Genomic DNA, 24,393 nt, shown 5'->3' with positions numbered 1-24,393 from the left:
CTCTCACTGGCCCGCGTCGGAGGCGCCGCCCACACCCTGGCCCTCGGGCTTCGCGGGCGTGGGTTTGATGGGCTGGCCATCGCGCAGCAACTGCAACCCCGTCACCACCACCTGGGCCCCGGCGTCCAGCCCTCCCGTCACCTCGTAGTCGTTGCCCGTGACTTCTCCCACATCCAGTGGCGTGCGCTGCGCGACGGTGCCTCCGTCGGCCGAGCCCACCAGGTACACGAAGGACTGGCTGCTGATTTGCGTCACCGCGACGGTGGGCACGGTGAGCGCCTCGCGCGATGCGTACACCACGCGCGCGCGCACCAGTTGCCCCGCGCGCAGCCTGCCCGTGTTCTCGAAGGCGGCCTTCACCTCCACCAACTGCGTCGTCGCGGCGGGCGTGGGCGCCACGAAGAAGGCGGGCGCGGACACCAGCACCTTGCCTTCCGTGTCCAGCACCTCCAGCGGCGTCTTCCCCACCTGCACGCGCTGGGCGCGGTCCACCGGCACCTGCACGGACAGCTCCAGCACCTTGCTCTGGTCCAGCGAGGTGAGCCGCGTCTGCGGCGTGACGTAGTCGCCCACCTTCACCGGGATGTCTCCCACCACGCCCGCGAAGGGCGCGCTCACCTCGTAGAAGCCGAGCTGCACGCGCTGCGACTGGATTTGCGCTTCAATCGCCCGCGCGCTCGCCTCCGCCTGCTGCGCCTGCGCCACCGCCTGGTCATAGTCCTGGCGGCTCTGGAGCCCTTCCTTGAGCAACTGCGCGCTGCGCTCCCGGGTGCGCCGGGCGAACTCGCGCTGCGCCAGCGCCGACGCGCGCTGGGCCTGGCTGGCGCGCAGCCCCGCCTGCTCCCTGCGCGGGTCCACCACCAGCAGCACCTCGTTGCGCTGCGCGCGAGAGCCGGGCCGCACCGGAATCGCCTGCACGTAGCCGGCGACCTGGGGATACAGGGAGATGCTGCTGCGGGAGATGAGCGTGCCCACGTACTCGCCCGCCTCCTGCACCTCGCCGGGCGACAGCGCCAGCGTCTGCACGGACAGGGCCGTCCCCGCGCCGGCCTGCCCGCCCTGGGGGCCGTCCCCTTCCTTCGAGCCCTTGCACCCCGCCAGCGCCAGCGCCACCGCGCACCCCGCGCCCCATGTCCTCACCAGTCGCATGCCGCCTCCGCAAGGAATGCCTCGACGCGCGCCTGCTCCAGCTGGAACTCGCGCACCACCAGCGCCAGCTCCGCCTGTCGCAGCGCCGCCGCTGTCTGGATGAGCTCCAGGCTGGTGCCCGTACCCACCTCGAAACTGCGTCGGGTGAGCCTGTCGTTCTCCTCGGCCAGTACCCGCTCCTGCGACGAGATGTCCCGCGAGGCCTGGGAGACCTTCACGCCACGCCGCGCCTGGGTGACCTCCACCGTGACGGAGCGCTCCAGTTGAATCACCTGCTGGCGCGCGACCTCCGCCTCCGCGCGGGACTGTCGCAGCAGTCCCGCGCGTGCCCCGCCGTCCCAGAAGGGCAGGAGCAGGCTGGCTCCGATGTTCCAGATGGGCACGTTGACGAAGTCGTCCTCCACCGTGAGGGCAATGGTCGTGCTCGTCAGCGATATCGAGGGCGCGTACTGCGCCTTCACCGAGCTGACCTGCCGCTGCGCCACCCTGAAGCGCGAGCGCGCCGCCGCCAGGTCCGAGCGCCCCTCCAATTCTGGAAGCTGGCGGCAGTCCTTCCGCGCGCTCTGGAGCAGTTCGTCCACGCGCACGCCCTTCGCCAGGCCCACCGCCTGCGGCAACCCGAGTGCGAGCCCGAGCGCCTCGCGCGCCTGTCGCAGATTCTCGTCACCCAACACGACGAGGGCGCGCGCGGACTCGGCGTCCTGCTTCACGCGCACCACGTCCAACCGGGTGCCCGCGCCCAAATCCAACCGCCGCTGTGCGAGGGCGAGCCGCTCCAGCGCGGTGCGCAGGTTGACGCGGTTGACCTCGGCCAGTCGCTCCTGCGCGGCCACCTGCACCAGCGCCCGGGCGAGCGCGCCGCTGAGCTGACGCCGCGTCTCCGCGAGCGACCACGCCGCGGCGCGCTGGGCCTCCCTCGCCGTGCGCCGTGCGTCAATGGCCTGCAGGTCGAACAGCGGCACGGAGGCCGAGAGGATTCCCGCGAACGGCGGCTGCGTGGGTCTCAGGGCGCTGTCCGTCCCCGTGCCCCCGCCGACACCGCCGCCAATGCCTCCCCCCACGCCACCGCCCACACCGCCCCCCGTGCCGCCGCCGATGAAGGTCGTCGAGTCGGGGTCCAGCACGTTGTACTGCACGCCCACCGTGCCAGTGATGACGGGCAGCAGGCCCGCCAGCGCGATGCGCGCCTGTCCCGCCGCGGACTCCACCTGGGCCAGCGCGGTCCTCAAGTCGGTGGAGCTCTGTCGCACCATCTCCAGCGCCTCCTCCCAGGACTTCACCTGGATGGGCGCGGGCGGCATGGGCGTCAGCAGCGGGTCCGACACTTCGGGCTGCGGTGGCTCCGGCGGGTCGTCGCTCGTCCCAGTGTCCTCACCGGGCCCTGGGGCGGACGTGTCCCATTGCCCCTGGGGAGGGGTGCCCCGCCGTGGCGCGCCGGGCGCTTGTGACGGCGCTCCCGGGGGCGTCACGGGAATGCCCTGTCCCTGGGCCGACTGCGGCCTGGGATTCTGGATGGGCAGCACCTTGGGCGCGCCGTGTCCCTGAGGCCGCTGTCGCACGGCGGACGGCGGCCGGGCCTGGGCGAGCGGCACCCCTGGCTCGGAGCCAGGGTGCGAGAGGAGGAGGGCGAGCAGCAGGGCGTTCATATCGGGTGCCCTGAGGTAGGGGAGGCACCCGATACCGGCCACGTACCCCGGGGCCGGTCCCCGCCTGTCTGACAAAAGGGACGAGAGCCTGCTCAGCAGTGGATGGAGCGCCCGGGGGCTTGCGTCCTCCGCTCAGCGGCCCTGTTTGAGCATGGACAGACGCTGCTTCGCCGCGCGGCTCTGCGGGTCGAAGCGCAGCGCGTCCTCGAGCCGCTCCTTGCCCTTCTCCACCTGTCCCTGGACGACATAGAGGTCGGCCAGACGGACGAGCGCGTCGGCGTTGTAGGGCTGCAAATCCAACGCCCGCTCGAACTCGCGGATGGCGGTGGTCAGGTCCTTCCGCCGCACGGCGAGCTGCCCGAGCATGATGTGCGGTTGGACAAGTCCGGAGGTCTCCGGCCGCGACGCCAGCGCCTCCACGGCCGCGGTGCCGCGCGCGTCGCCGAAGCTCGCCAGCGTCAGCGCCGCGGACTGGCGCACCCACGTGGAGCCATCCTGGAGCAGCGCCGCCAGGTCCTCGGTGGCCTCCTTGCCACCCACGGCGCCCAGCGCCTCGATGACATCCGCGCGCAGCAGGCTGTCCTGCGTCCCCTTCAGCGCGGCGCGCAGGGCGGGCACGGCCTCGCGCTTGTATCGACGCCCGAGCACCTTCGCCGCCACGCCACGCAGCGACGCGGCTTCCTTCGTGTCCGCGAGCACGGCCTCCAGCGCGGGCCGGCTGGTGTCCGCCGTCTTGTCGTCGAAGGCGTCCGCCAGGCGCACGCGCCGCTCCTGCCGCTTCGCGGAGTCCGGCCACATTTTCGCCAGGGCCTGGTCCATGGCCTCCGGCGTCTCCTTCGTGTGACACGTGTTGCAGGCGTTGGGGATGCCGTGGCGCGTGGTGTTCTTTGGCGCGGGCACGTCGAGCGCATGGTCCGCGAACTTGTCGAGCACGCCGGAGACGACGGGCGGCATGTGACAGGCCACGCAGTCCTGCGCGGCGCGCCCGGTGTGCTTGGAGTGTTTCGCGCCCGCGGCGAACAGGTCCGCGTGGCATTGCTGACAGGTGGCCGAGCCCACGGAGATTTTCGCGGCCGTCTTCTCCGGCAGGTTCAGCTCGTTGGGCGCGTGTGGCTCGTGCGGCGCGGTGTGGCAGGTGAGGCAGGTCGCATTGCCCTGCAGGTGGCACTGCGACTGGATGAGGGCCTGGTACTCGAAGCTGGAGGTGCTGGGGCGGCCGTCGGTGAAGTAGTCGCCGGAGCGCTCGTTGCCCACGAAGAGGACGATGGGTTGGTAGAAGTCCTCGTACTTCTGGCCCGGCTGGAAGCGGTGCGCCAGGTCGAGGATGGGGAAGAGGGGACGGCGCGGGCCATGGCACTGCGCGCACACCGCGAAGCCCAGCTCCGGGGACAGCTTCGACGGCTGGACGATGTCCTTGGGGTCCTGCGTGTCGGCGTGCCTGGCGCCGGGCCCGTGGCAGCTCTCGCACGCGACGCCCGCGTCGGTGAAGCGCGTGGTCCACGTGTGGGTGGCGCGGTCATGGCGCGCGTCGAGTCCGGTGACGTGACAGTCCAGACACGCGTGCTGCGCGCTGCGACGGAAGTTGGCCCAGAAGAACGGGTGGTCCGGCGTGAGCGCGCCCTGCTTCGTCTCCGAGTAGTCCACCCACTCGCCCTTGCCGGTGACGTGGTAGTAGACGGGCAGCACCTGCCAGCGACCGTCTGCGAGCACCGTGACGGGGTCCTGCATGCGCTTGCCGCCCACCACCCACTGCACCGGGAACTCCGCGAGCTGCCCGTCCGCGCCCTTCGTGCGCATGAAGTGGTGCTCACCGTCGCGACGCATCCACGCCTCGCTGGAGTCTCCCTTGAAGTGCGTGTTCTTGCGGTAGTCGCCCACCACGAACTTCGACGTCGCCGGGGACAGCGCGCGCGAGTGCCAGCCCTTGCTCCATTCGGCGTGCTCGTCCTCGTGGCACTCGCCGCACGCCTCGGCGCCGGCGTAGACGCCGCGCGGCGGGTGCCCGTCCTTCACCTCGGCGGGCGGTGGCGTGGCCTGGGCCACGGGCTTGGGCGCGGTGGGAGGGGAGGCGCTCGCGGTGGCCGGTGTGGAGGCCGGCGGGCGCAGCGCGTAGGTGACTCCCGCGGCCGTGCCAAGCAATGCGAGGAGGACGAGGGCGAGCAGGGCGGGACGAGCAGGGCGCATGTCGGAAGTGCCCTGAGCCTGCCTGTCGCGCCCTGTCGTGACAAGCCGGGCTCCCGGGGATGGCGGGACTGGGCCGTCCTCCCGGGTTGGGCGGGCCGTCACCCCGCCCCGCGTGCGAGCCGCGGGGCGGGCGCGGCCGGTGGGTCGCTACTCCTTGGCGGAGTAGAACTTCGGCGGTCCGGCGAGCCACACGCTGGTGCCCTCCGTGCGCTCCAGCAGCTCGTCCGCCAGCTTGTTCCAGTCCTCGTAGGGGCCCATGGCCTCCATGCTGGAGGGCACGAAGCCGAGGAACTGCTGGGGACCCACGGCGAGGACCGTCGCGGTCGGCGCGCGGTACGGGCCCTCGTGGTGGTAGCCGAAGAGGCCCCAGGTCTTCCAGGAGCGGCTCAGCGCGTCGTAGCGCAGCGGCGCGCAGCTCGTCTCGGCGATTTTCTGGGCGTCCTCGTCGCTCTCCCCCGAGCAGACCTGAAGGCTGTCACCGAGCTTCACGTCCTGGAGAGGACAGGAGACCTGAAGGGAGTGCTTGCAGTGGCCAATGGGGTTGGGCGCGCCGCGGTCGCTCCAGTAGGCCTGGACGAAGGCCGCCGAGCCCTTCGGGTCCTCCCACTGGATGGACTCGCCCATCCCTTCGAGGAAGACCCAGGGGACGGCGGTGGCCTCCACGAGCGCCTCGGCCAGCTGCTCCTTCTGCTCGGCGTGTCCGATGGGCTCCAGGCTGAAGGGGACGAACGCCACATAGCCCCCCGATTCCCGGGCCGCCAGGGTGCCGGCGCCGCCGAGCGAGATGCCGCCATTCGTCGAGCCCCCTGGACGTCCCGCGACACCGCCGTTGTTGTTGCCGTTGCCGGACCCCGGCGAGTCCTTGGCCGCCCTCGCACAGAGGTTGGTACAGGAGTTCAGCGCGTCCCTGTCAGCCCACGCCTGGCTCTCGTTGGAACAGCCCATGGCGGAGTCGAAGTTTGCGACGGTAGGGGGCGGGCAATGACAAGGTTTGTAGACCGCCGTGTACTTGCAAGCCGTATCGACCCAGGGCGGCGGGCCTTGATGGTCGTAATACCCGACGCCGATGACGCCCCCTGGCGTCCGCGCCTGGGCTTGCGTGCTCCAGGTGACGGCACCCAGGGCGGCCAGGAGCGCGAGCAATGAAATCCTCGAAGTGAAACGAATCAGGCGCGGCTGCGGGGACATGAGTGACCTCCGTCAATGCGTTGCACCAGCAGCCTGACTGTCTCAAGAATTGTTCACAATGGGTGTTGATTGACTTCTCCGGGAGTAGCGTATTGTGTCACAGGCGGGGTTGACCCTGGCGTGTCCGGGGGAGAGGCTGGCGGACGATGCTCAAGCTCCAGTGGCTCCAGGTCCACCAGTTCCGCTCCGTGAACCCCGGCACGAGGTTGTCGTTCAGCCCGTCCTTCAACGTGCTGCTGGGCCGCAACGGCACGGGGAAGACCTTGCTCCTGGACCTCCTCGCGGCCGTCGCCAGCTCGGACTTCACGGCCATGGCCCTGGAGCCCTTCGAGCTGGAGTACGCGCTGAGCGCGGACACCGGCCGAATCACGGTGCGGGTCCGCAACGTGCCCGTGATGCCCCAGGACGGGCCCGCGGGCTCCGGGCTGTCCATGGACATCGTCGTGTCGCCGCGCGACATGGCGTGGCCGCTGGTCATCCGTCGCGAGGGGCTCCAGGTCACCGTCTCGCGCGAGGGTGACACCTCGCTCGTCGTCCAGGAGCGACTGGCTCCCGAAGTCGCAGGCCGGCTGTGGCTGGTCCTCATGTCCGGAGGCATCGCCTGGGTGGAGAAGACGGGCGAGGGCACGGCCACGGTGGAGCCGCTGCTGGCCATGGCCCGCGAGGTGTCCGCCCTGGCGGGGCTGAGCCGCTTCGACGAGGGGCTCGCCTACTTCGAGCAGCTCTACCAGGTGGAGCTGCGCCTCTCCCGGCGGGCGGAGGGGGTGCTCGCCACGGGCACGGGGCTCGCGTCGGAGGCGCTGTTGGACGGGCTGCGGCGGCTGGCGGCGGCGCAGTGGGGCTCCGCGCGGTATGTCGTCCCGTCGGACGCCGTCCCCTTCCTGCGCGACGCGTCGCGGCTGCTCGGCTTCACCTCCGCGGAGGCCAGCCTCGTTCCCCTGGAGGCGTCGCCCGAGGGCAAGTACGAATCCCTCACGCTCGGAGGCCTGGAGCTGGACTTCCTGGGCCCTGGCGACACGCGGGTCTCCGCGCGTCAGCTGGGCCATGGCCAGAAGCGCCTGCTCGCCCTCCAGCACTACCTGGCCCGGGCGCGCGCGGTGGTCGTCGTGGATGAGGTGGCCCACTCCCTCCACCCCCAGCTCGTGCGGGCCAGCGTCGAGCCGCTCAAGGGGCGGCAGAGCTTCTTCACCAGCCAGAGTCCCGTGCTGATGGACCTGCTCGCCTTCGAGTCCGCGGAGCACGTGCGCGCGAGCCTGGTGGTGTGTCGTCGTGAGGAGGACACGGGCCTGCTGACCTGGGAAGACCCGTCGCCGGAGGCCGCCGAGCGGCTCTTCACCGCCAGCGCCGCCGCGCCCGGACAGATGGGGGCCCTGCTCCAGGCCCAGGGGCTCTGGTAACCCGGGCACGTCCGTTCTCCCACGGGCGTCCGCGAGTCGACAGCCGGCGCACCGCGGCAAGACGGGTGCCGTGTCGCGTCACGAGCTGTCCTATCCTGCGGGACGTGGGGAGGGAACCGCCATGCCGATGTTGACCGTGAATGGGACCGAGTTGCACTACGAGGATACGGGTGGCTCGGGTGAGCCCATCCTGTTCAGCCATGGGTTGTTGTGGAGTTCGCGGCTGTTCGACCCGCAGGTGGATGCGCTGCGGAGTCGCTATCGCTGCATCGCGTATGACCACCGGGGGCAGGGGCGCAGCGCGGTGCCCGAGGCGAGCACCATCGACATGGAGACGCTGTACCTGGACGCCGTGGGGCTGATGGAGAAGCTGGACCTGGGGCCGTGTCACTTCGTCGGCCTGTCCATGGGAGGCTTCATCGGGATGCGCATCGCGGCGCGCCGGCCGGAGTTGTTGCGCTCGCTCAGCCTGCTGGATACGTCGGCGGACCCCGAGCCGCTGGCCAACGTGCCGCGCTACACGCTGCTCAACCTCATCGCTCGGATGGCGGGGTTGCGGCCGGTGGTGGACCCGGTGATGCGCATCATGTTTGGCCGGACGTTCCTGACGGACCCGAACCGCGCGGAGGAGCGGGCGCTGTGGCGGGCGCGCTTGTTGGAGAACCGTCGGGATATCTGGCGCGCGGTGAACGGTGTCATCCGTCGCAACGCGGTGTCACACGAGGTGCCGAACATCCGCGTACCCACGCTCATCGTCGTGGGAGAAGAGGACGTGGCCACCGTTCCGGCGAAGGCCGAACGGCTCCACCAGTTGATTCCGGGCTCGCGGCTGACGCGGCTTCCGCGCGGGGGGCACTCCTCCACGGTGGAGGAGCCCGCGCTCGTCAACGCCGCGCTTGGCTCCTTCCTGGAGTCGCTGGTGAGACCGCACGTGTCGTCACGCGTGGGGTGAGTTGGGGCAGTGCGGTGTTCGCGCCGGGGACTGTGTGCGCGCCCCGGCGCGGTGTTGGCCTGCACGGCGTCGCGGCTAGGTCTTCACCCCGAGCGTCTTCTTCGCCGCGCGTGAGAGCGTCTTGTCCCCAGCCGCATCGGGGATGTCGAGCAGTGCCGCCGCCACCACCTTGCCCGCGCCGTGGATGTTCTCGTTCGCGAGTTTCAGGTACGTCCCGAAGCGTGTGAGCCGCTCGGGGTGCGCGCGCGCCGCCTCCACGTGGGCCAGCAGCACCTTCGAGAGCGCCTCCGCCGGGAAGCGCTCGAACAGGTTGCGCAGCGCTTGTCGCTCCATCGCCTCCGGCCGCGTCTCCGCCAATCGGACGGCCGGCTCCAGCATCGCCAGCCCGAAGGTCTTCAGCGAGTCGGACACGACGCCCGGCTTCCACCCGTCGACGAACGCCGCCAGGAGTGTCTCCGCGCCGCGCACGTCACCCAGCACCCCCAGCGCGTACACCGCCGTCTTGGCCTCCTCGTCGTCCGTGTCGCGCGCCTCCACGCTGTGCACGTACTTGTCCAGCACCTCCGAGTCCCCCAGCCACGCCAGGGCCATGGCCGCGCGTCTCCGCACCTCGTTCGACGGGTCTCCGTAGAACACCTGCCGCAGCACCGGCCACGCCTGTGTGAGCCCCAACCCCTCGAGCTGGTCCACCGCCGCCAGCCGCGCTTCCCGAGTCGGCTCCGACAGCGCCCGCTGCGCGAGCGGCCGAATCCTCCCCTGTCGCACCTTCGCGAGCGCCGCGATGGACGCGGGCCCCGTCTCCCGGGCCTGCACGTCGTTCAACACCTCGCGTGCATGGAGCCGCAGGCCCGCGTCGTGGCCCTTGCGTGTCATGCCGTCCAACAGCACTCGCGCCGCATGGACCTCCAACTGCCCCAGCACCTGGATGGCGGTGCGGCGCACCATCCGGCTGTGGTGCTCGGACAGGGCCTGCTTCACCACCTCCAGCACGCGCTCCTTCGGACGTGCCGCCACCGCCCGGGCCACGAAGGTGCTCGCCGCGCCGTCGCTCCACGCGGGATACAGGGACTCCAACAGCGAGTCCGCGTCCAGGCTCGCGTAGTAGTGCGCCGCATGGGCCGCGGCCTCGTAGCGAGACAGCTCTCCTCGAGCCCGCTTCAACAACGCCTCACCCGGAGGCAGCGGCGCCTCGGGCTTCCGGATGTGGATGCTCGGGTGCGTGGGCACCGGCTCCAACGTGTCCCCCTGGACCTGCGCCGCCCCCGCCAGCCGCACCAGGGCGATGCCGAGCACCTGGTACACCTTGACGAAGTCATCCAGCCGCTCCGCCGCGTCGGGCCGCTGCGCCAGCGCCTCCAGCAGCGCTCCGGGCTTCTCCAGCCCCAGCTCCCTCAGTCGGGCCACCAGCGGCTCCACCGCGCGCGGAGACAGCGAGGACAGCCCGTTGGAGAACTTCTCCGCCAGCTCATCCCGCACCTCGGCCAGGGCGATGGCCGCGCGAGACGCCCCCGCTTCGCGCGCCGCGTCCGCCCATCCGCTGCGAGGCACCGCCACCGGCGCCTCCGGCTTCGCCCGACGCCGCCGACGCCGCGTGGGCTCCTCCGTTGCCTCCCGCAGCCCCAGTCCGCGCAGCTCCAGCCCCTCCGGTGTCTCCACCACCACCGCGAGCGGGAACAGCGTGGGGAGCGCCGCCTCCAGCCCCACGTCCCCCAACACCACCTTCAACGTGGCCCCTTCCAGCGCCGCGGCGAAGGGCTCCTCCAGCCGCGAGTCCGCCGGGAGGAACAGCCCCCGGTCTCCCGAGTCCACCAACTGTGAGCGCTGCCCGCTCGCCAGGAGCGTCTGCACCCGCAGCGCCACGGGGAGCAGCTCCGGCGCGAAGACGTCCTTGCGGTGCTCCTGGAAGGCCGCCAGGGCTGCCCCGACATCCGGTAGCGCCATCTTCACCAACAGCCGCAGCGCCGAGTCGTCCTGCGGATGCGTCGACTTCGCGTCCTCCAGGTCCAGCCGCCGAGGCGGGAAGCCCGGGTACTGCCCACCCTTGGCCTCCTCCAGCACCACGCCCGCGTGGCTCTTCTTGGGCTCCACCGTCTTGAGGAAGGCGGGGAGGATCTGCTTCTCCGTGTAGTGGGCTCCGGAGCCCAGCTCCAGGAAGCGACTCTCCCGGACGAGGAAGTTGTCGGGCGTGGTGCGCGTGGTGAAGGAGTACTCCACCAGCGTCAGCCCCTCGATGGGAGCCCGGTCCTTCTTCGTCCACGTCTTGCCAATCAGCTCCTCGACGTAGCGGTCCTCCAGGGGCTCACCGCCCAGGTGCTTCTCCACCTTGCGCGCGGTGAGCAGCATGTCCGCCACCAGGTCGGTGAAGACGGGGGGCTCGAACGTGCCCGTGCGCGCCGCCGCCTGCTCCAGCAGGGCCGCCACCTCCACCGTGCGCGCCGCCAGCCGGCGCAGGCCATTGGCGCGCAGCGACTCACCCAGGGCGCGCACCTGCTCGGCGCGGTCCTCGGACAGGGACGTCACGCCCGACAGGCCCAGCTCCCGCACCAGCGTGGACACCTGCGCCACGCCCGCCTTCATCAGCTCGCCCGTCTCCGTCTTGCCCTTCTTCACGCTCTTCTTCGCCGGGCCTCCCGCGCCCGCCGGGGCCGTATCGGTGGTGACGAAGGCTTCCGGCGCGCGAGCCCACGCCACCAGCAGCGCCGCCGCGTGTTTGCAGAAGGGCCGCGAGCGCGCGGCCACGCAGGAGCACTTCCCCTTCACCTCACGCCCGTCACCGAACACCAGCGACACTTTGTAGGGCGACGCCCCGGAGCCCAGCGCATCCGCGAACAGCCGGTTCTCGAAGCGGGACAGGTGGGTGATTTGCTTGTCGTCGAAGATGCGAGTGCCCTTCGCCACCTCCGAGGGGTCCCCGATGATTTCCGTCAACCCTCCGCTGCTGGCAGCCACCTTGCGAGGCTCAGCCATGGTGCATCTCCTTGTGGGCGGCCAGCAGCGGCGTCAGGTCCTGGTTGCGCATCACCCGCTCCACCACGTCCACCAGTCGTTTGGGCGTACACCCGAAGCAGGGAATGCCCAGCGCGGTGAGCCTCTCCGCCATGGCGTGGTCGTACGTGGGCTTGCCTCCGTCCGACAGCGACAACAGGCACAGCACCTTCGCCCGCGAGTCCACCAGCTGGCGCAGCCGCGCCACCAGCTCCTCCGCGTCACCGCCTTCATAGAGGTCGGTAATCAGCAGGAAGAGGGTCTTCTCCGGCCGCTGCACATGGTTCGCCTGCGCATAGGCCACCGCGCGGTTGATGTCCGTTCCGCCGCCGAGCTGCGCGGTGAACAGCACCTCCACGGGGTCCGTAAGCAGGGGCGTCATGTCCACCACCTCCGTGTCGAACAGGATGAGGCGCGTGCGCAGCACATCCAGTGACGCGAAGATGGCCGCCATGACGGAGCTGTACACCACGCTCTGCGCCATGGAACCGGACTGGTCCACCACCAGCGTCACATCCCACTCGTGATGCTTGCGCTGGTTGGGCCAGAAGTAGAAACGCTCGGGCACCAGTCGCTTGTGCTCCGCGTCCCAGCCCTTCAGGTTCTGCCGGATGGTCCGCTTCCAGTCGATGTTGCGAGCAATCGGCAGCGGGCTCGTCCTGTCCCTGCGCAGGGCGCCGAACACGGCCGTGCGGATGGAGGACTCCAGCTTCTTGCGCAGCTCCTCCACCACCTCGCGGACAATCTGCCGGGCAATTGCCTTCGCCTCGTCGGGGATGAGCCCGCGCGCGCTGACCAGCGTCGTCACCAGCTCCACGTTCTTGTCGAGGAAGGGCAGCGTCTCCGGCTCGAAGAGGAGCTGGGTGAGCCCCTTCTTCTCGATGGCGTCCTTCTGGACGAGCGCAATCACGTCGTCGCGGAAGAAAGTCCGCAGCGCACCCAGCCACTCGGGGATGTAGGGGCGCGAGCCGGACGAACTCGCGCGCTTTTCCCCGTAGACGAAGGAGAGCGCGTCATCCAACGCCTCCAGGTCTCCGCCGCCCACGCCCACCGAGCCCGCCTGGGTGCTCAGGGCCCGCAGCGAGGGACAGGCTCCCGTCTTCTCCGCCGTCGGGCCGAGCGCGAGCCGCCAGCGCAGCAGGGCATCCCGGTCCTTCTCCGCCAGTTCCTTGGGGTCCACGCTCATAGCAGGTCGTCCAGGTCGTCGAGCACCTTGCCCAGCTCGGCGCTCATGTCCTTGAGCTTCGCTGTGTCCTTCTCTTCGAGCACCGTCTTCACGGCCCGGCCCTTTTCTCCGAGCTGCCGCACCGCCACCACGTTCTCCATGAGGTAGCGGCGCTCGGTGGTACCCAGCACGCCCAGTGCCCTTCTCAATACCGGCAGGGTCTGACGGAAGCGCTCGGGGTCGATGCTGGTCAGGAAGTCGTCCAGGGCCTTCACCACTTCGCGGTTCTTCACCAGCACCAGCGCGTTGACGCCCAGGAAGCCCTCCAGCCAGGACGCGCCTTCCTCGGGAGCCACCGCCAGCGACAGCCGCAGTCCGACGATGAGCGCCACCTCCGCCTCGCTCAGCTCATGCGCCAGATACAGCAGGCCCGTGGCCAGGCCCGACGTCGCCGGGTGCACGGTGGTGCTGTCCATCAGCTCGCGGGCCTCCGCGAGCCACCCGGCCTTGTCCGCGAGCGGCTGGGCCAGCGCCACCTCGTGCAGGGTGCGCAGCGCCTCCACCACGGAAGGCAGGGCGTCCGGTGCGCAGGCACAGGCCTCGCGCACGCGCAGCAGCGCGCGGGAGTACGTCTTCTGGCAGAGCACCGCCACCGCCTCGTCGCCCACGTCCGTGTGCGCGCGCGAGGTGCCATAGGCCACCAGTCCGGACAGCGCGCGCGCCGCCGAGGCGAGCGAGGGCAGGTCCACGTCCGTGGCCGCGTGCGTGTCACAGGCGCGCAGGGCCGCGGCCATCGTCTGCGGGCAGCCGGTAATCACCGACTCCAACAGGACGTCCGCGGCGGCGCCCGTGGTCTTCGCCGCGTCCAGTTGCTCCTGGAGGACGCGGGTCGTCACGGCTTCCAGCGAGTCGCCGAGGACGATTTTCTCCACCAGCGCCACGTCCGTGGACGGCGTCCACTGCGCCTGCCACGACTCGCGCACCCGCGTCAGCGCCGCCTGTCCGCCAGCCTCTTGCGGCGAGGCGCGCTGCTGTCCCGTGGCCGCGAGCGTCGCATAGGGAATCCCCGCCACGCGCAGGCGGTGGAGGAACACCGAGGAGCCGACCTCCACCGTGTTGTTGAGGCGCAGCGTGAAGGTCTCCGCGCTGTCGGTGCTCGGCAGCCGGCGCGTGTCCAGCTCCCGCCAGAACTCCGCTTGGAGCGAGTTCTTGCCGATGCGACTGGCCACCCGTCCCACTTGATGACCGACGACGCTCTTCCACAGGAACGCGTCGACATGCGTCGCGTCACCCCGGCACAGCGTGGCCACGGTGGCCTCGCGCAGCTCATCCAGTCCCGGAGCGCTCTTCTCGCGCAGGTCCGCCAGCGTCATCGCCAGCCGGTAGGCCTCCAGCACGTCCGACAGCGACGCGGTGAAGCCGCGCATGCGCAGGTGCGCGGCGAAGTCGATGAGCACCTCCAGCGTCGCGCGCCGGAAGTCACACTGGGCCTCGTGGGCCTTCTGGTAGAAGTGCGGCGCCCGATTGCCCGCGCCGTAGCCGAGCTGCTCGGACAGCCGGGGGAAGCTGTACGGAATCACCGTCACCGCGCAGGGCACCGCCTTGGGCAGCTTCGCCTCCAGCGTGGGCTCCACGTCCCGGGCCAGGAAGGCCGCGATGTGCGCGGCGCCCGCCACCACGGCGACCTTCTCCGGCGCGACGCCGCTCGCCACCACCTCCAGCACCTTGCGCGCCATGAACGCATCGCGCCAGCGGTGGTAGTCCTGGCGAGGCCCCGCGTTGAGCACGTCCGCCCAGGCGAGCAGCACGGGGCGGAAACCCTCGGGCGTCCAGTCGGGCGCCTCGAACAGCGCCTCCCACAGTTCCTCGAAGGAGCGGTAGCCCTGCTCGCGGGCGAACCGCTCCGTGAGCGGCTCTTCGTCATGGAGGTGCTCGTGACGCTCGCCCTCGGGGACCTCCTCGCTCTCGACACCGGCCGTCTCGTCATGGCGGTCCATGCCGAGGCTGACACCGACGGGGATGTCGATGAACAGCGCGCGGGCGCGATTCACCTTCGCCCAACGCAGGGCGGCGTATTCGGGGGAGTAGTCCGCGAAGGGCCACAGCGCGGAGCCCGGCGTGTCATCCGTGCGGTAGCCGAGCAGTGCGATGGGCGGCTTTGTCTCCGCGTCACACAGCACGTCAATCAGGTCGGAGGCATCGCAAGGCCCCTCGATGAGGACGACCTCCGGCTTCACGCGCTCCAGCCAGCGTCCGAGCACCGCCGTGGTGCGCGGCGAGTGGTGGCGCACCGGGAACAGATGCACCCGGGAGAGCAGGTCCAGGTCCATCAGCCCCTCAGGAGCTTCTTGCTGGCGGAGTACAGGTCCTTCCACGCGCCGGTGCGGCCCTTGGCGACGGTCTCCATGTATTCGCGCAGGGCCTTCACGTCGTCCTCCTGCTCCTTCACCACGGCGCCCACCAGCGAGGCGGCCAGCTCGTGGGGGGTGACCTTCCCGCCGCCGAACTGCTCCGCGAGGATGGAGCTGTTGAACAGCACGCTGATGGCCTCCGCGGTGGACAGCACGGCGCCCGGGGTGCGGACCTTCGTCTTGCCGTCCTTCGTCACGCCCTTGCGCAGCTCCTGGAAGAGCGTCAGCAGGATTCGCGACAGCTCCTCCGGAGGCGGCACTCCGACCTGGTAGTCATTGCGCAGCTCCGCCTCGCGCTTCGTCACAATCTGTATTTCCTGTTCCAGGTCCTCGACCACGGGGACGGTGACGAAGTTGAAGCGGCGCTTGAGGGCGGCGCTCATCTCGTTGACGCCCCTGTCCCGCGTGTTCGCGGTGGCGATGAGGTTGAAGCCGCGCTGGGCGCTGACCACCTCGCCCAGCTCCGGGATGGAGACCTGCTTCTCCGAGAGGATGGAGATGAGGGCGTCCTGAATCTCCGGGGACGTGCGGGTGACTTCCTCGAAGCGGGCGAACTTGCCGGAGCGCATGGCGCGCAGGACGGGGGAGGGGACCAGGGCCTCGGGCGTGGGGCCCTGCGCGAGCAGCAGCGCGTAGTTCCACGAGTACTTGAGGTGGTCCTCGCTGGTGCCGGCGGTGCCCTGGACGATGAGGGCGGAGGTGCCGCTGACGGCGGCGGACAGGTGCTCGGACAGCCAGCTCTTCGCGGTGCCGGGCTCGCCCACGAGCATCAGCGCGCGGTCCGAGGCGAGGGTGGCGATGCAGACCTGGATGAGTCCCTTGTCGCCGACGTACTTGGGCGTAATCGTCACGCCGCCGACGGGCTTGGATCCGCCGAGGATGTACGTCTCCACGGCACGAGGCGACAGTGCCCATCCAGGAGGACGGGGCTTGTCGTCATGGGCGGCGAGGGCTTCCAGCTCAGTCTTGAACTTCGCTTCGGCGGGCAGTCGGATGTCCGGCATGCATGCAAGCTACCGGTTCGGTCTGACACGCCGCAATCCGAGGGGTTGTCTTGGATACCCCTCGCAAAACCGACCCTGAAGGGCGCATGCCTCCGGGTGGGCGGCGCGTGGAGGCAACTCACTCCGCGCACGGAAACGCGGTGTCCAGCTTCTTGCTCCCGTTGACGCCCGGGCCCGACAGCGTGGCGACCACCTTCACGGTGGAGGAGCACTCGTAGGGCATCAGGAATGGCACCACGGTGACGCCGCCCTCCGCGAGCACGTGCAGTTCGCGCGTCTGCGTCACCTTCCACGCGCGCCGCTCACCCGCCTCCGACTCCTCCTTCGGCGCGCTCACCACGAGCTTCAGCTTCAGCGGCTTGTCCCCCTCGTACTTGCCCTGCACCTTCACCAGCAGCAGCGCGTCCACGTTCATCCCATACGGGTCCGAGGCCTCCTCCACCGTGACGATGGAACCCTTCTGCCGGTCGAAGACGCGCAGCTCGACACCTCCCAGCGACACGCTCGGAGCGCTCGCGCTGCCAGCGGTGGAGGACAGCAGCAGGACACCACCGACGAGCAGCGAGCGCAGCTTCGTTCGCGACGACATCTCCACCTCCGGAATCTTCGGGGAAAATCCGCCGCGCGACTGTACGCCAGCCTGGTGTCCTCCCGCGCCAGGGTGGCGGGCGTGAGGGCGGGCCCTGGCTTGGGGCTTCGTCGCTTCCTCTGCAATTCCTCTCACCCATGACCAGCCTGCGGAGGAACCCTGTCCGGCGCGGGACCTCCGCCCGCGAGGAGTCATTTCCATGAAGACCTCCGTTCCCTCTCAGATGAAGGCCGCCGCCATCGACCGCTTCGGCGGACCGGAAGTTCTCGGCACCAAGACCGTCCCCGTTCCCCAGGTAGGCCCCGGCGAGGTGCTCATCCAGGTGGAGACCGCCGGCATCGGCCAGTGGGACCCCGCCGAGCGCGCGGGCGAGATGGAAGGCTACAAGCCGGGCAGCAAGGCCTCCTTCCCATACGTGCTTGGCACGGATGGCGCGGGCACCGTCGTGGCCCTGGGCGAAGGCGTCAAGAACCTCAAGGTCGGCGACAAGGTCTACGCCTTCGGCTTCCTGAACGAGAAGGGAGGCTTCTACGCGGAATACACCGCGGTGAGGGCCGCGGACACCGCGCCCGTACCCAAGGGACTGAGCGCGGAGCAGGCGGGCGTGCTCGCGGCGGACGGAATCACGGCCCTCCAAGGCGTGGAGGACACCCTCAAGGTCGGCCAGGGCACCACGCTGCTGGTGTACGGCGCGAGCGGCGGCGTGGGGCACCTCGCGGTGCAACTGGCGAAGCGGCTCGGGGCCAAGGTGCTCGCGGTGGCCTCCGGCGCGGACGGCGTGGAGTTGATGGAGAAGCTGGGCGCGGACAAGGCCGTGGATGGCCGCTCCGACGACGTCGCGAAGGCGGTGCGGGACTTCGCTCCGGACGGCCTCGACGCGGCGCTGGTGCTCGCGGGCGGAGACAAGGTGAACGAGCTGCTCAAGGCCGTCGTGAAGAAGGGCGGCCACATCGCGTACCCCAACGGCGTCGAGCCCGCGCCCAAGGGCCCCGAGGGCGTCAAGGCGACCGCCTACAACGGCGAGGCGAACCCCAAGGTGCTCGGCCGCCTCAACAGCCTCATCGAGTCCGGCCCCTTCCACGTCGAGGTCTCGAAGGTCTACCGCCTGGATGAAGTCACTCGCGCGCACGAGGCCGTGGGCAAGCACCACCTGGGCAAGCTGGCCCTGCGCATCCACTAAAGCCTGACGCTCAGGCCGCGGCGCGGGCCTGCTGAATCTCCTCCGCGCCCGGCCGCCACAGCACCTTCCACCGCGCCTCGGGGAGCTGGGGTGGAGGAGGCTTCCCTTCCGACACCCCCGCCACCTCGACGTGCATCCCGCCACCCCAGGTGAGGATGCCCGCGAACAGGCCCAGGACTCTCATCGCGGGATGGAGGGGCCCCTCGTAGCGCCGCGCGCGCCAGTGACGCAGGCGTGGCGCCGAGGGACCTCGGGCACTGGGCTGCAGGGAGAGCTTGCCGGGCGCCGGGACCCCGGGGACCGGGAAGAGCGGCACGATGAGCAGGCCCACCTCTCCCGCCTCCAGGTGGACCGTCGTCTCTCGCGGATAGCGCAGCCGCGACTCGGGAGGCCCGGACAGCTTCAGCGTCAGCGCCCGCTCCGCGTCCACGCACCCCTGCGCCATCAAGTGCAGCTCCAGCGGCGCGGGCCCCTCTTCCGTCACGGCCAGTCTCACGGCGAAGTGCACGCCGTCGACTTCGAGGATGTCCTCGGCCGGCGCCCATTCGAGCAGCACGTTGGGCAATACCTCCGCCCGCCGCCAGTCCTTCCACATCCGGACCCCGATGAACGTGGTCACCGCCGCGCAGCCCAACGCGAGCCACGGAGGAAGCCCGCTGAAATTCGAGGAGGCCACCATCCAGATGCCCAGCACGACCGCGGGCATCCCGAAACAGAACAAGAGCAGCCTGGCCGCGCCGTCGGCGTCGCGCTTCCAGAAAGCCCGAGCGCTCCACGTCGCGAGCAGCAGCCCTCCCACGAGCCACGCCAGGGCGGGAGCCGGAGGGGCCCGATAGCGCAGCGTCACTCCGGCGATGCCCGCGGCGGCCAGCCCCACCAGCACCAGAAGCCCCAGCAGCACATGTCCGCGTGTCGCTCTCATGGCACCACCCCGTCCCGCCTCGGCTCACGGCGAAGGGGCCCAGGGTAGTCCACTCCGCGTTCCTCACGGGCTGGGAAACCGGAGGCCGCTGTCGCCCGCGCTCCGGCACGGCGCCGGAGGCGGGTTGTCTTTGGGGACTACTCGGCGCGGCAGACGGCCGGAGCGGAGAGGTTGGGGCGAATCATCTTGAACGGCTGGAGCAGGTCCGGGACGCGGAGCAGCGCGTCACGGCAGCCCGTCTCGTCGTTGCCGGAGATCTCCACCTTGAAGCTGCAGTCCTGCGCGCCCTCGCAGACCGTCTTGGCCAGCCGCGCATAGCAGTCCACGGCGCGGGCGCAGGTGCCCTCGCTCAGGTTCACCGACGCGGAGGAGGACGTCGTCGTGGCCGAGGCCGTGTTCGTGTTCGTCGACACCGACGCGCCGGCCGACACGGTGTCCGCCGAGTTCGCGCCAGGGGCGTTCAGGTTGATGGTGACGTTCGTCTGGGAGGGCTCATGGGCGGGGGCGGCGACGAAGCGCGGGTTGATGCGGTCCTGCGCGCAGAGGTACAGCTCCTCGCCCTTCTTGCGCACCGTGGTGAGCTTCGTCTCCAGCTCCGCCGGAGGAACCTGCTTGTCGTCCACGGAGACCTGGAAGGTGTACGCGTCGTTACCATTGTAACGGTAGTACATCGTGGAGGTCGCATCGTAGGTGACGGCGATGGCCGTGGTGTCCACGGAATGCGACTCGAGGCCACTCTCCAGGGCGCAGACTCCGATGGACGTCTTGGTCGCCGAGGCATCGTTCGCCGCGACGGGCAGCGTGTAGAACTTGCTCGCGCCACAGGCCACCAGCGAGAGACACAGAGACGTCAGGGACAGTCCCTGGATGAGCCGCTTCATGAGGTTTGCTCCTAGGATGGGAATGGGTCCGCGCTGGGGAAGCCCGGCGGAGTGGCGCATCGACGCGTGCACCGGTTGCACATTCAATCCTGACACGAAACAGCCCGCCCCCGGAAATCACGGGGACGGGCCTGTCGCACGGCGTTTCTCAGCGCTTGGGACTGATACGGCGTCCGCGGCTCAGGTCGTCAGCTTGGAGGTGATGTCGATGGACGCGGGGCTCGTCGGCACGGCGAACGTCTTGCCGTTGGCGCCCTTGAAGTCGAGCGTCTTGAGGTTCACCGAGTAGATGAGCAGGTCCTCGTAGAAGCGCACGTTGAGGACGGTGTGGGTGAGGTCCTTGACCACGGTCCACTGGGTGTAGTCGTCCTCTTCCTTGAGGGATTTCTCATCGAGCGAGCGGACCGTGCCGCGCGGGATGTCGACGGTGTTGAGCAGGTGGAAGGCGAGGCTGGTGGCCTCGGTGGCGTTGGCGACGGGCCGGGCGAACTGCTTGAGGTACGCGGCCCGCACGAAGCGGGAAGGTGGCATCGGGTCCCCGGGCAGGCCGCGCAGGCCGCTGCCGTGGCCGGGCTGGGCGAAGGTCTCCGAGCCCAGTTCCACCCGCTTCGCGTCCCAGGGGGACAGGCCCACGTAGTCGCGCAGGTTCTGGATTTGGACAGGGAAGGGCGGCGCGTTGGTGAGCACGGCGACGGGGTTGTCGTGCAGGTGCATCTCGCCGTCGAGGAACTCGACGACCAGGCTGTTGCCCTGCGCGTCGTGGATGGGGAAGTGCAGGGGCAGGTATTGGGCCAGCCAGTCGCTCTCCCAGACCTGGGCCTCGCCTTCCTGGAGGGCGGACTTCACCTCCGCCACGGTGGCGAAGTTGCCGAGCACCCAGCCGGGGAACTGCGCCAGGGTGAGGGCCTTGGCGTTGTCGGTGACCTTGGGGTAGCGGGACTCGGGCAGCCACAGGCTGCCGGTGGACAGGCCGGCGGTGTTGAGCCCGTCGACCATGATGGGGAGGCTGCCCTTGGCGGTGAGGCCGACGTAGCCGTAGGTGGTCGTCCACGTCAGGCCGTTGAGTCCCTTGGGGGAAGGGGAGACGAACTTCTCACCGGGAGCTCGGACCAGGAGCTTCGAGTCGAGGTCGACGCCGAACTCCATGCTGCGGCCATTGACGACGCTCTTGTCCGAGGCGACGACGAGGAAGTCGGTGCACATGTGACGGCTCCTTGTGTGGGGTTGGCGAGGGCGGCCCTGTGCAGCCGCCGCGCCATCCGCCGTCCTGTCAGCGATTCCCAGCGGTTGAAATCGCACGCGGGTCTCGTGCCCCCGGGCGTGTTGCCTATCGCACGCGAGCGGCCACGGCGTGCGTTCTCGCGGAAGGCACGTGCGTCCCCGATAAACGCGGCGCCTCCGGGGAATTTCCCACCAGGCGGGCGTTTGTGATGTTCATGTCGCCCATGTCGAAAGTTCCTCGGGTGGTGGCCATCGACCACCGTGATTCCGCGCTGCAAGCCGCCTTCTGTGAGTACGTGCCCCAGGTCTTCCGAACGGTGGACTTCCGCCGCTGGTGCGCCTGGGGCGAGTGGACGGACGACTACCGCGCGTTCAGCGTGGTGGACGAGGGCCGGGTGGTGGCGAATGCCTCCGTGATGCGGATGTGCCTGCGCGTGGAGGGGCGCGAGGTGGTCGGCTATCAATTGGGCGCGGTGGGGTGCGTGCCCGAGCGTCGAGGGCAGGGCCTGGCGTGGATGGCGATGGAGGCGGCGATGGAGGCGTGTGGGGATGCGCCGGTGGTGTTGTTCGCGAACAAGAAGGTGCTCGACTTCTATCCGCGCTTTGGCTTTGAGCCCCGGGAGCAGACGTTGTTCGGAGTCACGTTGGAGGTGCCGCCGAGGGGAGAGCCCGCGCCAGTGTTGGATGTGTCCGAGGCGTCGGTGCGGGCGAGGCTCGTCGCGTTGGCGGAGGAGGGCGTCCCGGTGACGGAGCGTTTCGGTGCGCGCCGGCACGGACACATCGCGACCTGGTACGCGGCGGCGAACTTCGCGCGTCCCTTGCGCAAGCTGAGCGAGGATGCGTGGGTCTTCGCGGGCGTCGAGGACGGCACGCTCTACATCGAGGATGTGTTCGCGCGAGAGGGCTTCGATTTGCGTCCACATTTGTCACGATTGGTGGACGAGCCCGTGAAGGCGGTCCAGTTCGGCTTCACGCCCGAGCGGTGGTGGCCTGGGGCGGAAGTGATTGGCGAGGACATGGAGGCGGACCTCTTCGTGCGCAACCTCTCGCTGCCCGCGGGAGCCAATCGCTTCCCGGTGATGGCGCGGACGTGATGGGCTTGGCCCATGCGAATCCCTTACGTCCAATGGATTTCACTCGTCACTGTGTCGTGGCTCGGCTGCGCGAGGACATGCCAGGGAATGTGGAACTGGCGCGCTTCCCGCCGTCGCGCCCGCCCGCAGCCGCGGCGGCTGGCGGCTCAACCAACCTGTCTACACGGAACCGGGGTAGGCTCACTCGTCCTTCCTGACGGCTGTGCTCTGCGGAGGGTCCGTGAACGTGCGCGCCAGTCCCTCTGGGGCGCACAGCTACTTTTCCCAGTGCCACATGCTGTCCAAGTCCCGCATGCGCGTGAAGGAGAACGGCATGGGGCTGTCCTTCGGGACGGCGGCCACGGCGTAGACGCGAGGAGCCTGGCAGCGCTGACCTCATGCCTTCATCGACGCCAGCCCAGGGGATCGCCCATGGGCTGAAGCGGCAGGATTCTCCGAGAGCGCCTGCGTCCCTCCCAGGCCCCCACGGAGTGGGTGCCGACGATGAGGAAGAGAAGCGACTCTCCCTCGAACTGGTCCTCACGCAGGCGGCGGCGCCAGTCTCCAACATCCACGTGTGAAGGCGTGGGATACGGCTCTGGATGCGTGTGCCACTCACCGAGATAGAGGCAAGTGCCTCGGGAGTCCTTCCAGCGGTCATCGACGACCTGTTGATGCCGGCTTCGGGCCCGGTGGAAGGTGAAGCGCCCGCGCGTGTCCTCCGTCATCGGTAACGTCACCTCGTCGATGACGACATCGTCACAGTTCACAAGGATGCGACCGAGCAGGACACCTCCTGCCTCCGCATCGTGATCGGCCACCTGCTGGAAGCCGAGCATCCGGACGAGCGCCGCCGCATCGATTTTCACTCTCGCACCACCCAGACGGCGAAACACGAGCCCTTCCGTGCTCATGCCGCCCCACAGCACGGGCAGTCCTCCCGACGAAAGTCGGCGGCATCCGCGTCCCGTTCGAAGCGGGGCGTCACGGAGTATCCCGCCGCCTCGAACGCGCGAGGATCGCCTCTCCATGCGACGAGTGTAGCCGTGGGGCGTTCATGGCGGAGCGCTCGAAGCGCAAGGCGGGAAGCCAGCTCCGCGGTGCGCTGGGCGTCGAGGTCGGCGAAGGGCATGTAGCGACTGCCACACCCCAGCGTGTCTCGCGTGTAGGTGACACCGGGCATTGCGAACGCCGCGCGATTCTCCAGAGGGCCCCCCTCATACGGCCGTGCGTGGAGGCACTCCATGCAGCCAGGTGCTGGGCCTTCGCCTCGTGGGACATGGGTGAGGAGCGCATGTCCCCCCAGTCCCAGGGGCTCCAGCCACGTGAAGAGCACGGGAGGGTGCTCTGGGTTCGACCAGCTCCACTCGTTGAGGTCGAGGTCGGCGGTGGGATGCCCGGTCGCGGAGATGATCAGGTCGTGCTCGCGGACCCAGGACTCTTTCGTCCGGAGGAGGCCGCCGATCTCCTCCGGGTAGCCCGATACAGAGACATAAGGAACGGTGCGCGTTATCTCGACCTTGAGTCCCTGAACCTTCGGTGCACCGAGCGAACCCATCCCGCAGACGTGTCGGTACACATTGTCGGGACTGAAGAAGTCAGGGTCCACCAGCGAGAGATGCGCCACACCCGCCCGAGCTAGGGCGAGCGCGATGTAGCCACCCACTGCACCACATCCAGCGAGGAGTACACGACGCTTCTGGAGGTCGCCGCCAGCGCCACCTCGAAGTCCGAGGTAGGCGCGGTCCATCCGGAGGAGCGTGAAGGGTAACACTTCCGCCCTGGCCTGCGGATTCGTCAGCGGATGTCCTCCGGCGATACCCCGCAGGAGCACCCCCAGGAGCGTCCTCTCACCCTCGGACCGCTTCAACGCGAGCACGATGAAGTGCTCCGGAGCCGAATCGAGGGCTTCGACACACTTCGTCAGCACCTGCTTCTGGTCTGCCGGCAGCGCCTCTGCATACTTTCGGAGCCCTTCTAGCGTCGCCAGTTCGTACACCCTGAAAGATGGATTGACGCTGACCGGGTCCACTGGAAGGTAGATGGCGCTGCGCTGTCGCAGCCCTCCCGTGCTCCGCTCGGGCAACAACTCCGCAAGGCCGGCGACTTCATCCGTGACAGCACACGGCAAGGTTCCCAGGGAGAAGATCTGGACCACCTGGGGGAGCTGCCGTTCGGAGACAGCGCAGGCAAGAAAGCGCCCCTTCGCGAGCGCCCCCCAGTAGGCGAATGCCTCGCGCAGGTATTCCTGCGTCAGGTCCACCCTGAACATCTGCTCGAGATGCTCTCGAACCATCAGGAGTGAGCCGTGAAGGACCGCCTCCGGGTTCCGCCGGTCGAGCAGGTTGGCGTCGGAGGTGAAGCAGAGCTCCTTGTCGCCCACCCGATGGGGAAGATCGAGCGGGGGCTCGACTTCCAGCAACCGGACCACGGGAAGGCAACGCGG

19 protein-coding genes are annotated in these 24,393 nt (G+C 69.6%); 5 read left to right on the top strand and 14 right to left on the bottom strand.

Annotated features, from left to right (window positions below):
• Window positions 1–3: 3 nt before the first annotated feature.
• The 4 genes from HUA75_RS38220 to HUA75_RS38205 all read right to left on the bottom strand — a co-directional run bounded on the left by HUA75_RS38220 (window position 4) and on the right by HUA75_RS38205 (window position 6,167).
• Window positions 4–1,149 carry an efflux RND transporter periplasmic adaptor subunit gene (locus HUA75_RS38220; protein WP_174489247.1) on the bottom strand — a complete coding sequence of 382 codons (1,146 nt, stop codon included), beginning with the start codon at window positions 1,147–1,149 and terminating at the stop codon, window positions 4–6.
• Window positions 1,137–2,795, bottom strand: coding sequence for a TolC family protein (locus tag HUA75_RS38215; RefSeq protein ID WP_174489246.1), 1,659 nt, complete (start codon window positions 2,793–2,795; stop codon window positions 1,137–1,139). The genes HUA75_RS38220 and HUA75_RS38215 overlap by 13 nt, the downstream gene beginning before the upstream one ends.
• A gap of 132 nt (window positions 2,796–2,927) precedes the next feature.
• Window positions 2,928–4,979 (bottom strand): HEAT repeat domain-containing protein, encoded by a 2,052-nt coding sequence (locus HUA75_RS38210; RefSeq protein ID WP_174489245.1) that lies wholly within the window; start codon window positions 4,977–4,979, stop codon window positions 2,928–2,930.
• 147 nt (window positions 4,980–5,126) lie between these two features.
• Window positions 5,127–6,167: a hypothetical protein gene (locus HUA75_RS38205; protein WP_174489244.1), complete on the bottom strand. Its 1,041-nt coding sequence runs from the start codon at window positions 6,165–6,167 to the stop codon at window positions 5,127–5,129.
• A gap of 146 nt (window positions 6,168–6,313) precedes the next feature.
• Between HUA75_RS38205 and HUA75_RS38200 the strand changes: the two genes are divergently transcribed.
• Together HUA75_RS38200 and HUA75_RS38195 are read left to right on the top strand one after the other, a co-directional pair.
• A complete protein-coding gene (locus HUA75_RS38200; protein WP_174460505.1) occupies window positions 6,314–7,564 on the top strand; it encodes an AAA family ATPase in 1,251 nt (416 codons plus the stop codon).
• A gap of 121 nt (window positions 7,565–7,685) precedes the next feature.
• On the top strand, window positions 7,686–8,516 hold the full coding sequence (locus HUA75_RS38195; RefSeq protein WP_174489243.1) for an alpha/beta fold hydrolase: 831 nt from the start codon (window positions 7,686–7,688) through the stop codon (window positions 8,514–8,516).
• Between the two features lie 75 nt (window positions 8,517–8,591).
• On the opposite strand, the gene HUA75_RS38190 is transcribed toward HUA75_RS38195, so the two are convergent.
• From HUA75_RS38190 to HUA75_RS38170, 5 genes are all read right to left on the bottom strand, one after another.
• Window positions 8,592–11,483: a HEAT repeat domain-containing protein gene (locus HUA75_RS38190; protein ID WP_174489242.1), complete on the bottom strand. Its 2,892-nt coding sequence runs from the start codon at window positions 11,481–11,483 to the stop codon at window positions 8,592–8,594.
• Entirely contained in the window at window positions 11,476–12,687 is a 1,212-nt protein-coding gene (locus HUA75_RS38185) for a VWA domain-containing protein (protein WP_174489241.1), read from the bottom strand. The genes HUA75_RS38190 and HUA75_RS38185 overlap by 8 nt, the downstream gene beginning before the upstream one ends.
• The gene (locus HUA75_RS38180; RefSeq protein ID WP_174489240.1) at window positions 12,684–14,996 is read right to left on the bottom strand and encodes a DUF5682 family protein; all 2,313 of its coding nucleotides are present in this window, start codon (window positions 14,994–14,996) and stop codon (window positions 12,684–12,686) included. The genes HUA75_RS38185 and HUA75_RS38180 overlap by 4 nt, the downstream gene beginning before the upstream one ends.
• Complete coding sequence (locus HUA75_RS38175) at window positions 14,996–16,081, bottom strand: AAA family ATPase (protein WP_141643040.1); 1,086 nt, start codon at window positions 16,079–16,081, stop codon at window positions 14,996–14,998. Before HUA75_RS38175 ends, HUA75_RS38180 begins: the two co-directional genes overlap by 1 nt.
• A gap of 118 nt (window positions 16,082–16,199) precedes the next feature.
• Window positions 16,200–16,670 (bottom strand): hypothetical protein, encoded by a 471-nt coding sequence (locus HUA75_RS38170; protein ID WP_141643041.1) that lies wholly within the window; start codon window positions 16,668–16,670, stop codon window positions 16,200–16,202.
• A 199-nt stretch (window positions 16,671–16,869) separates the two neighbouring features.
• Here HUA75_RS38170 and HUA75_RS38165 point away from each other — a divergent pair, with 199 nt between their 5' ends.
• The gene (locus tag HUA75_RS38165) at window positions 16,870–17,850 is read left to right on the top strand and encodes an NADP-dependent oxidoreductase (RefSeq protein WP_174489239.1); all 981 of its coding nucleotides are present in this window, start codon (window positions 16,870–16,872) and stop codon (window positions 17,848–17,850) included.
• Between the two features lie 10 nt (window positions 17,851–17,860).
• Here the strand turns inward: HUA75_RS38165 and HUA75_RS38160 are convergent, their stop codons facing one another.
• From HUA75_RS38160 to HUA75_RS38150, 3 genes are all read right to left on the bottom strand, one after another.
• Window positions 17,861–18,772, bottom strand: coding sequence for a hypothetical protein (locus HUA75_RS38160; RefSeq protein WP_174489238.1), 912 nt, complete (start codon window positions 18,770–18,772; stop codon window positions 17,861–17,863).
• 137 nt (window positions 18,773–18,909) lie between these two features.
• Window positions 18,910–19,653, bottom strand: a complete 744-nt coding sequence (locus tag HUA75_RS38155) for a hypothetical protein (RefSeq protein WP_254627987.1) — start codon at window positions 19,651–19,653, stop codon at window positions 18,910–18,912.
• A 180-nt stretch (window positions 19,654–19,833) separates the two neighbouring features.
• Complete coding sequence (locus tag HUA75_RS38150) at window positions 19,834–20,856, bottom strand: linear amide C-N hydrolase (protein WP_174489237.1); 1,023 nt, start codon at window positions 20,854–20,856, stop codon at window positions 19,834–19,836.
• A 242-nt stretch (window positions 20,857–21,098) separates the two neighbouring features.
• On the opposite strand from HUA75_RS38150, the gene HUA75_RS38145 reads away from it, so the two are divergent.
• The gene (locus tag HUA75_RS38145; protein WP_174489236.1) at window positions 21,099–21,968 is read left to right on the top strand and encodes a GNAT family N-acetyltransferase; all 870 of its coding nucleotides are present in this window, start codon (window positions 21,099–21,101) and stop codon (window positions 21,966–21,968) included.
• A 220-nt stretch (window positions 21,969–22,188) separates the two neighbouring features.
• Entirely contained in the window at window positions 22,189–22,317 is a 129-nt protein-coding gene (locus HUA75_RS47615) for a hypothetical protein (RefSeq protein WP_256433568.1), read from the top strand.
• Between the two features lie 34 nt (window positions 22,318–22,351).
• Here HUA75_RS47615 and HUA75_RS38135 read toward each other — a convergent pair whose 3' ends face one another.
• Both HUA75_RS38135 and HUA75_RS38130 read right to left on the bottom strand, forming a co-directional pair.
• Entirely contained in the window at window positions 22,352–22,816 is a 465-nt protein-coding gene (locus tag HUA75_RS38135; RefSeq protein ID WP_174489235.1) for a Mov34/MPN/PAD-1 family protein, read from the bottom strand.
• Window positions 22,817–22,857: 41 nt separating this feature from the next.
• Window positions 22,858–24,378, bottom strand: a complete 1,521-nt coding sequence (locus tag HUA75_RS38130; protein WP_174489234.1) for a ThiF family adenylyltransferase — start codon at window positions 24,376–24,378, stop codon at window positions 22,858–22,860.
• Window positions 24,379–24,393 lie beyond the last annotated feature (15 nt).

Source organism: Myxococcus sp. CA040A, assembly GCF_013336725.1.
Classification (GTDB): Bacteria; Myxococcota; Myxococcia; order Myxococcales; family Myxococcaceae; genus Myxococcus; species Myxococcus llanfairpwllgwyngyllgogerychwyrndrobwllllantysiliogogogochensis.
Note: the sequence above shows the minus strand (reverse complement) of the source record. Positions and strands in the feature narration are given on the sequence as shown.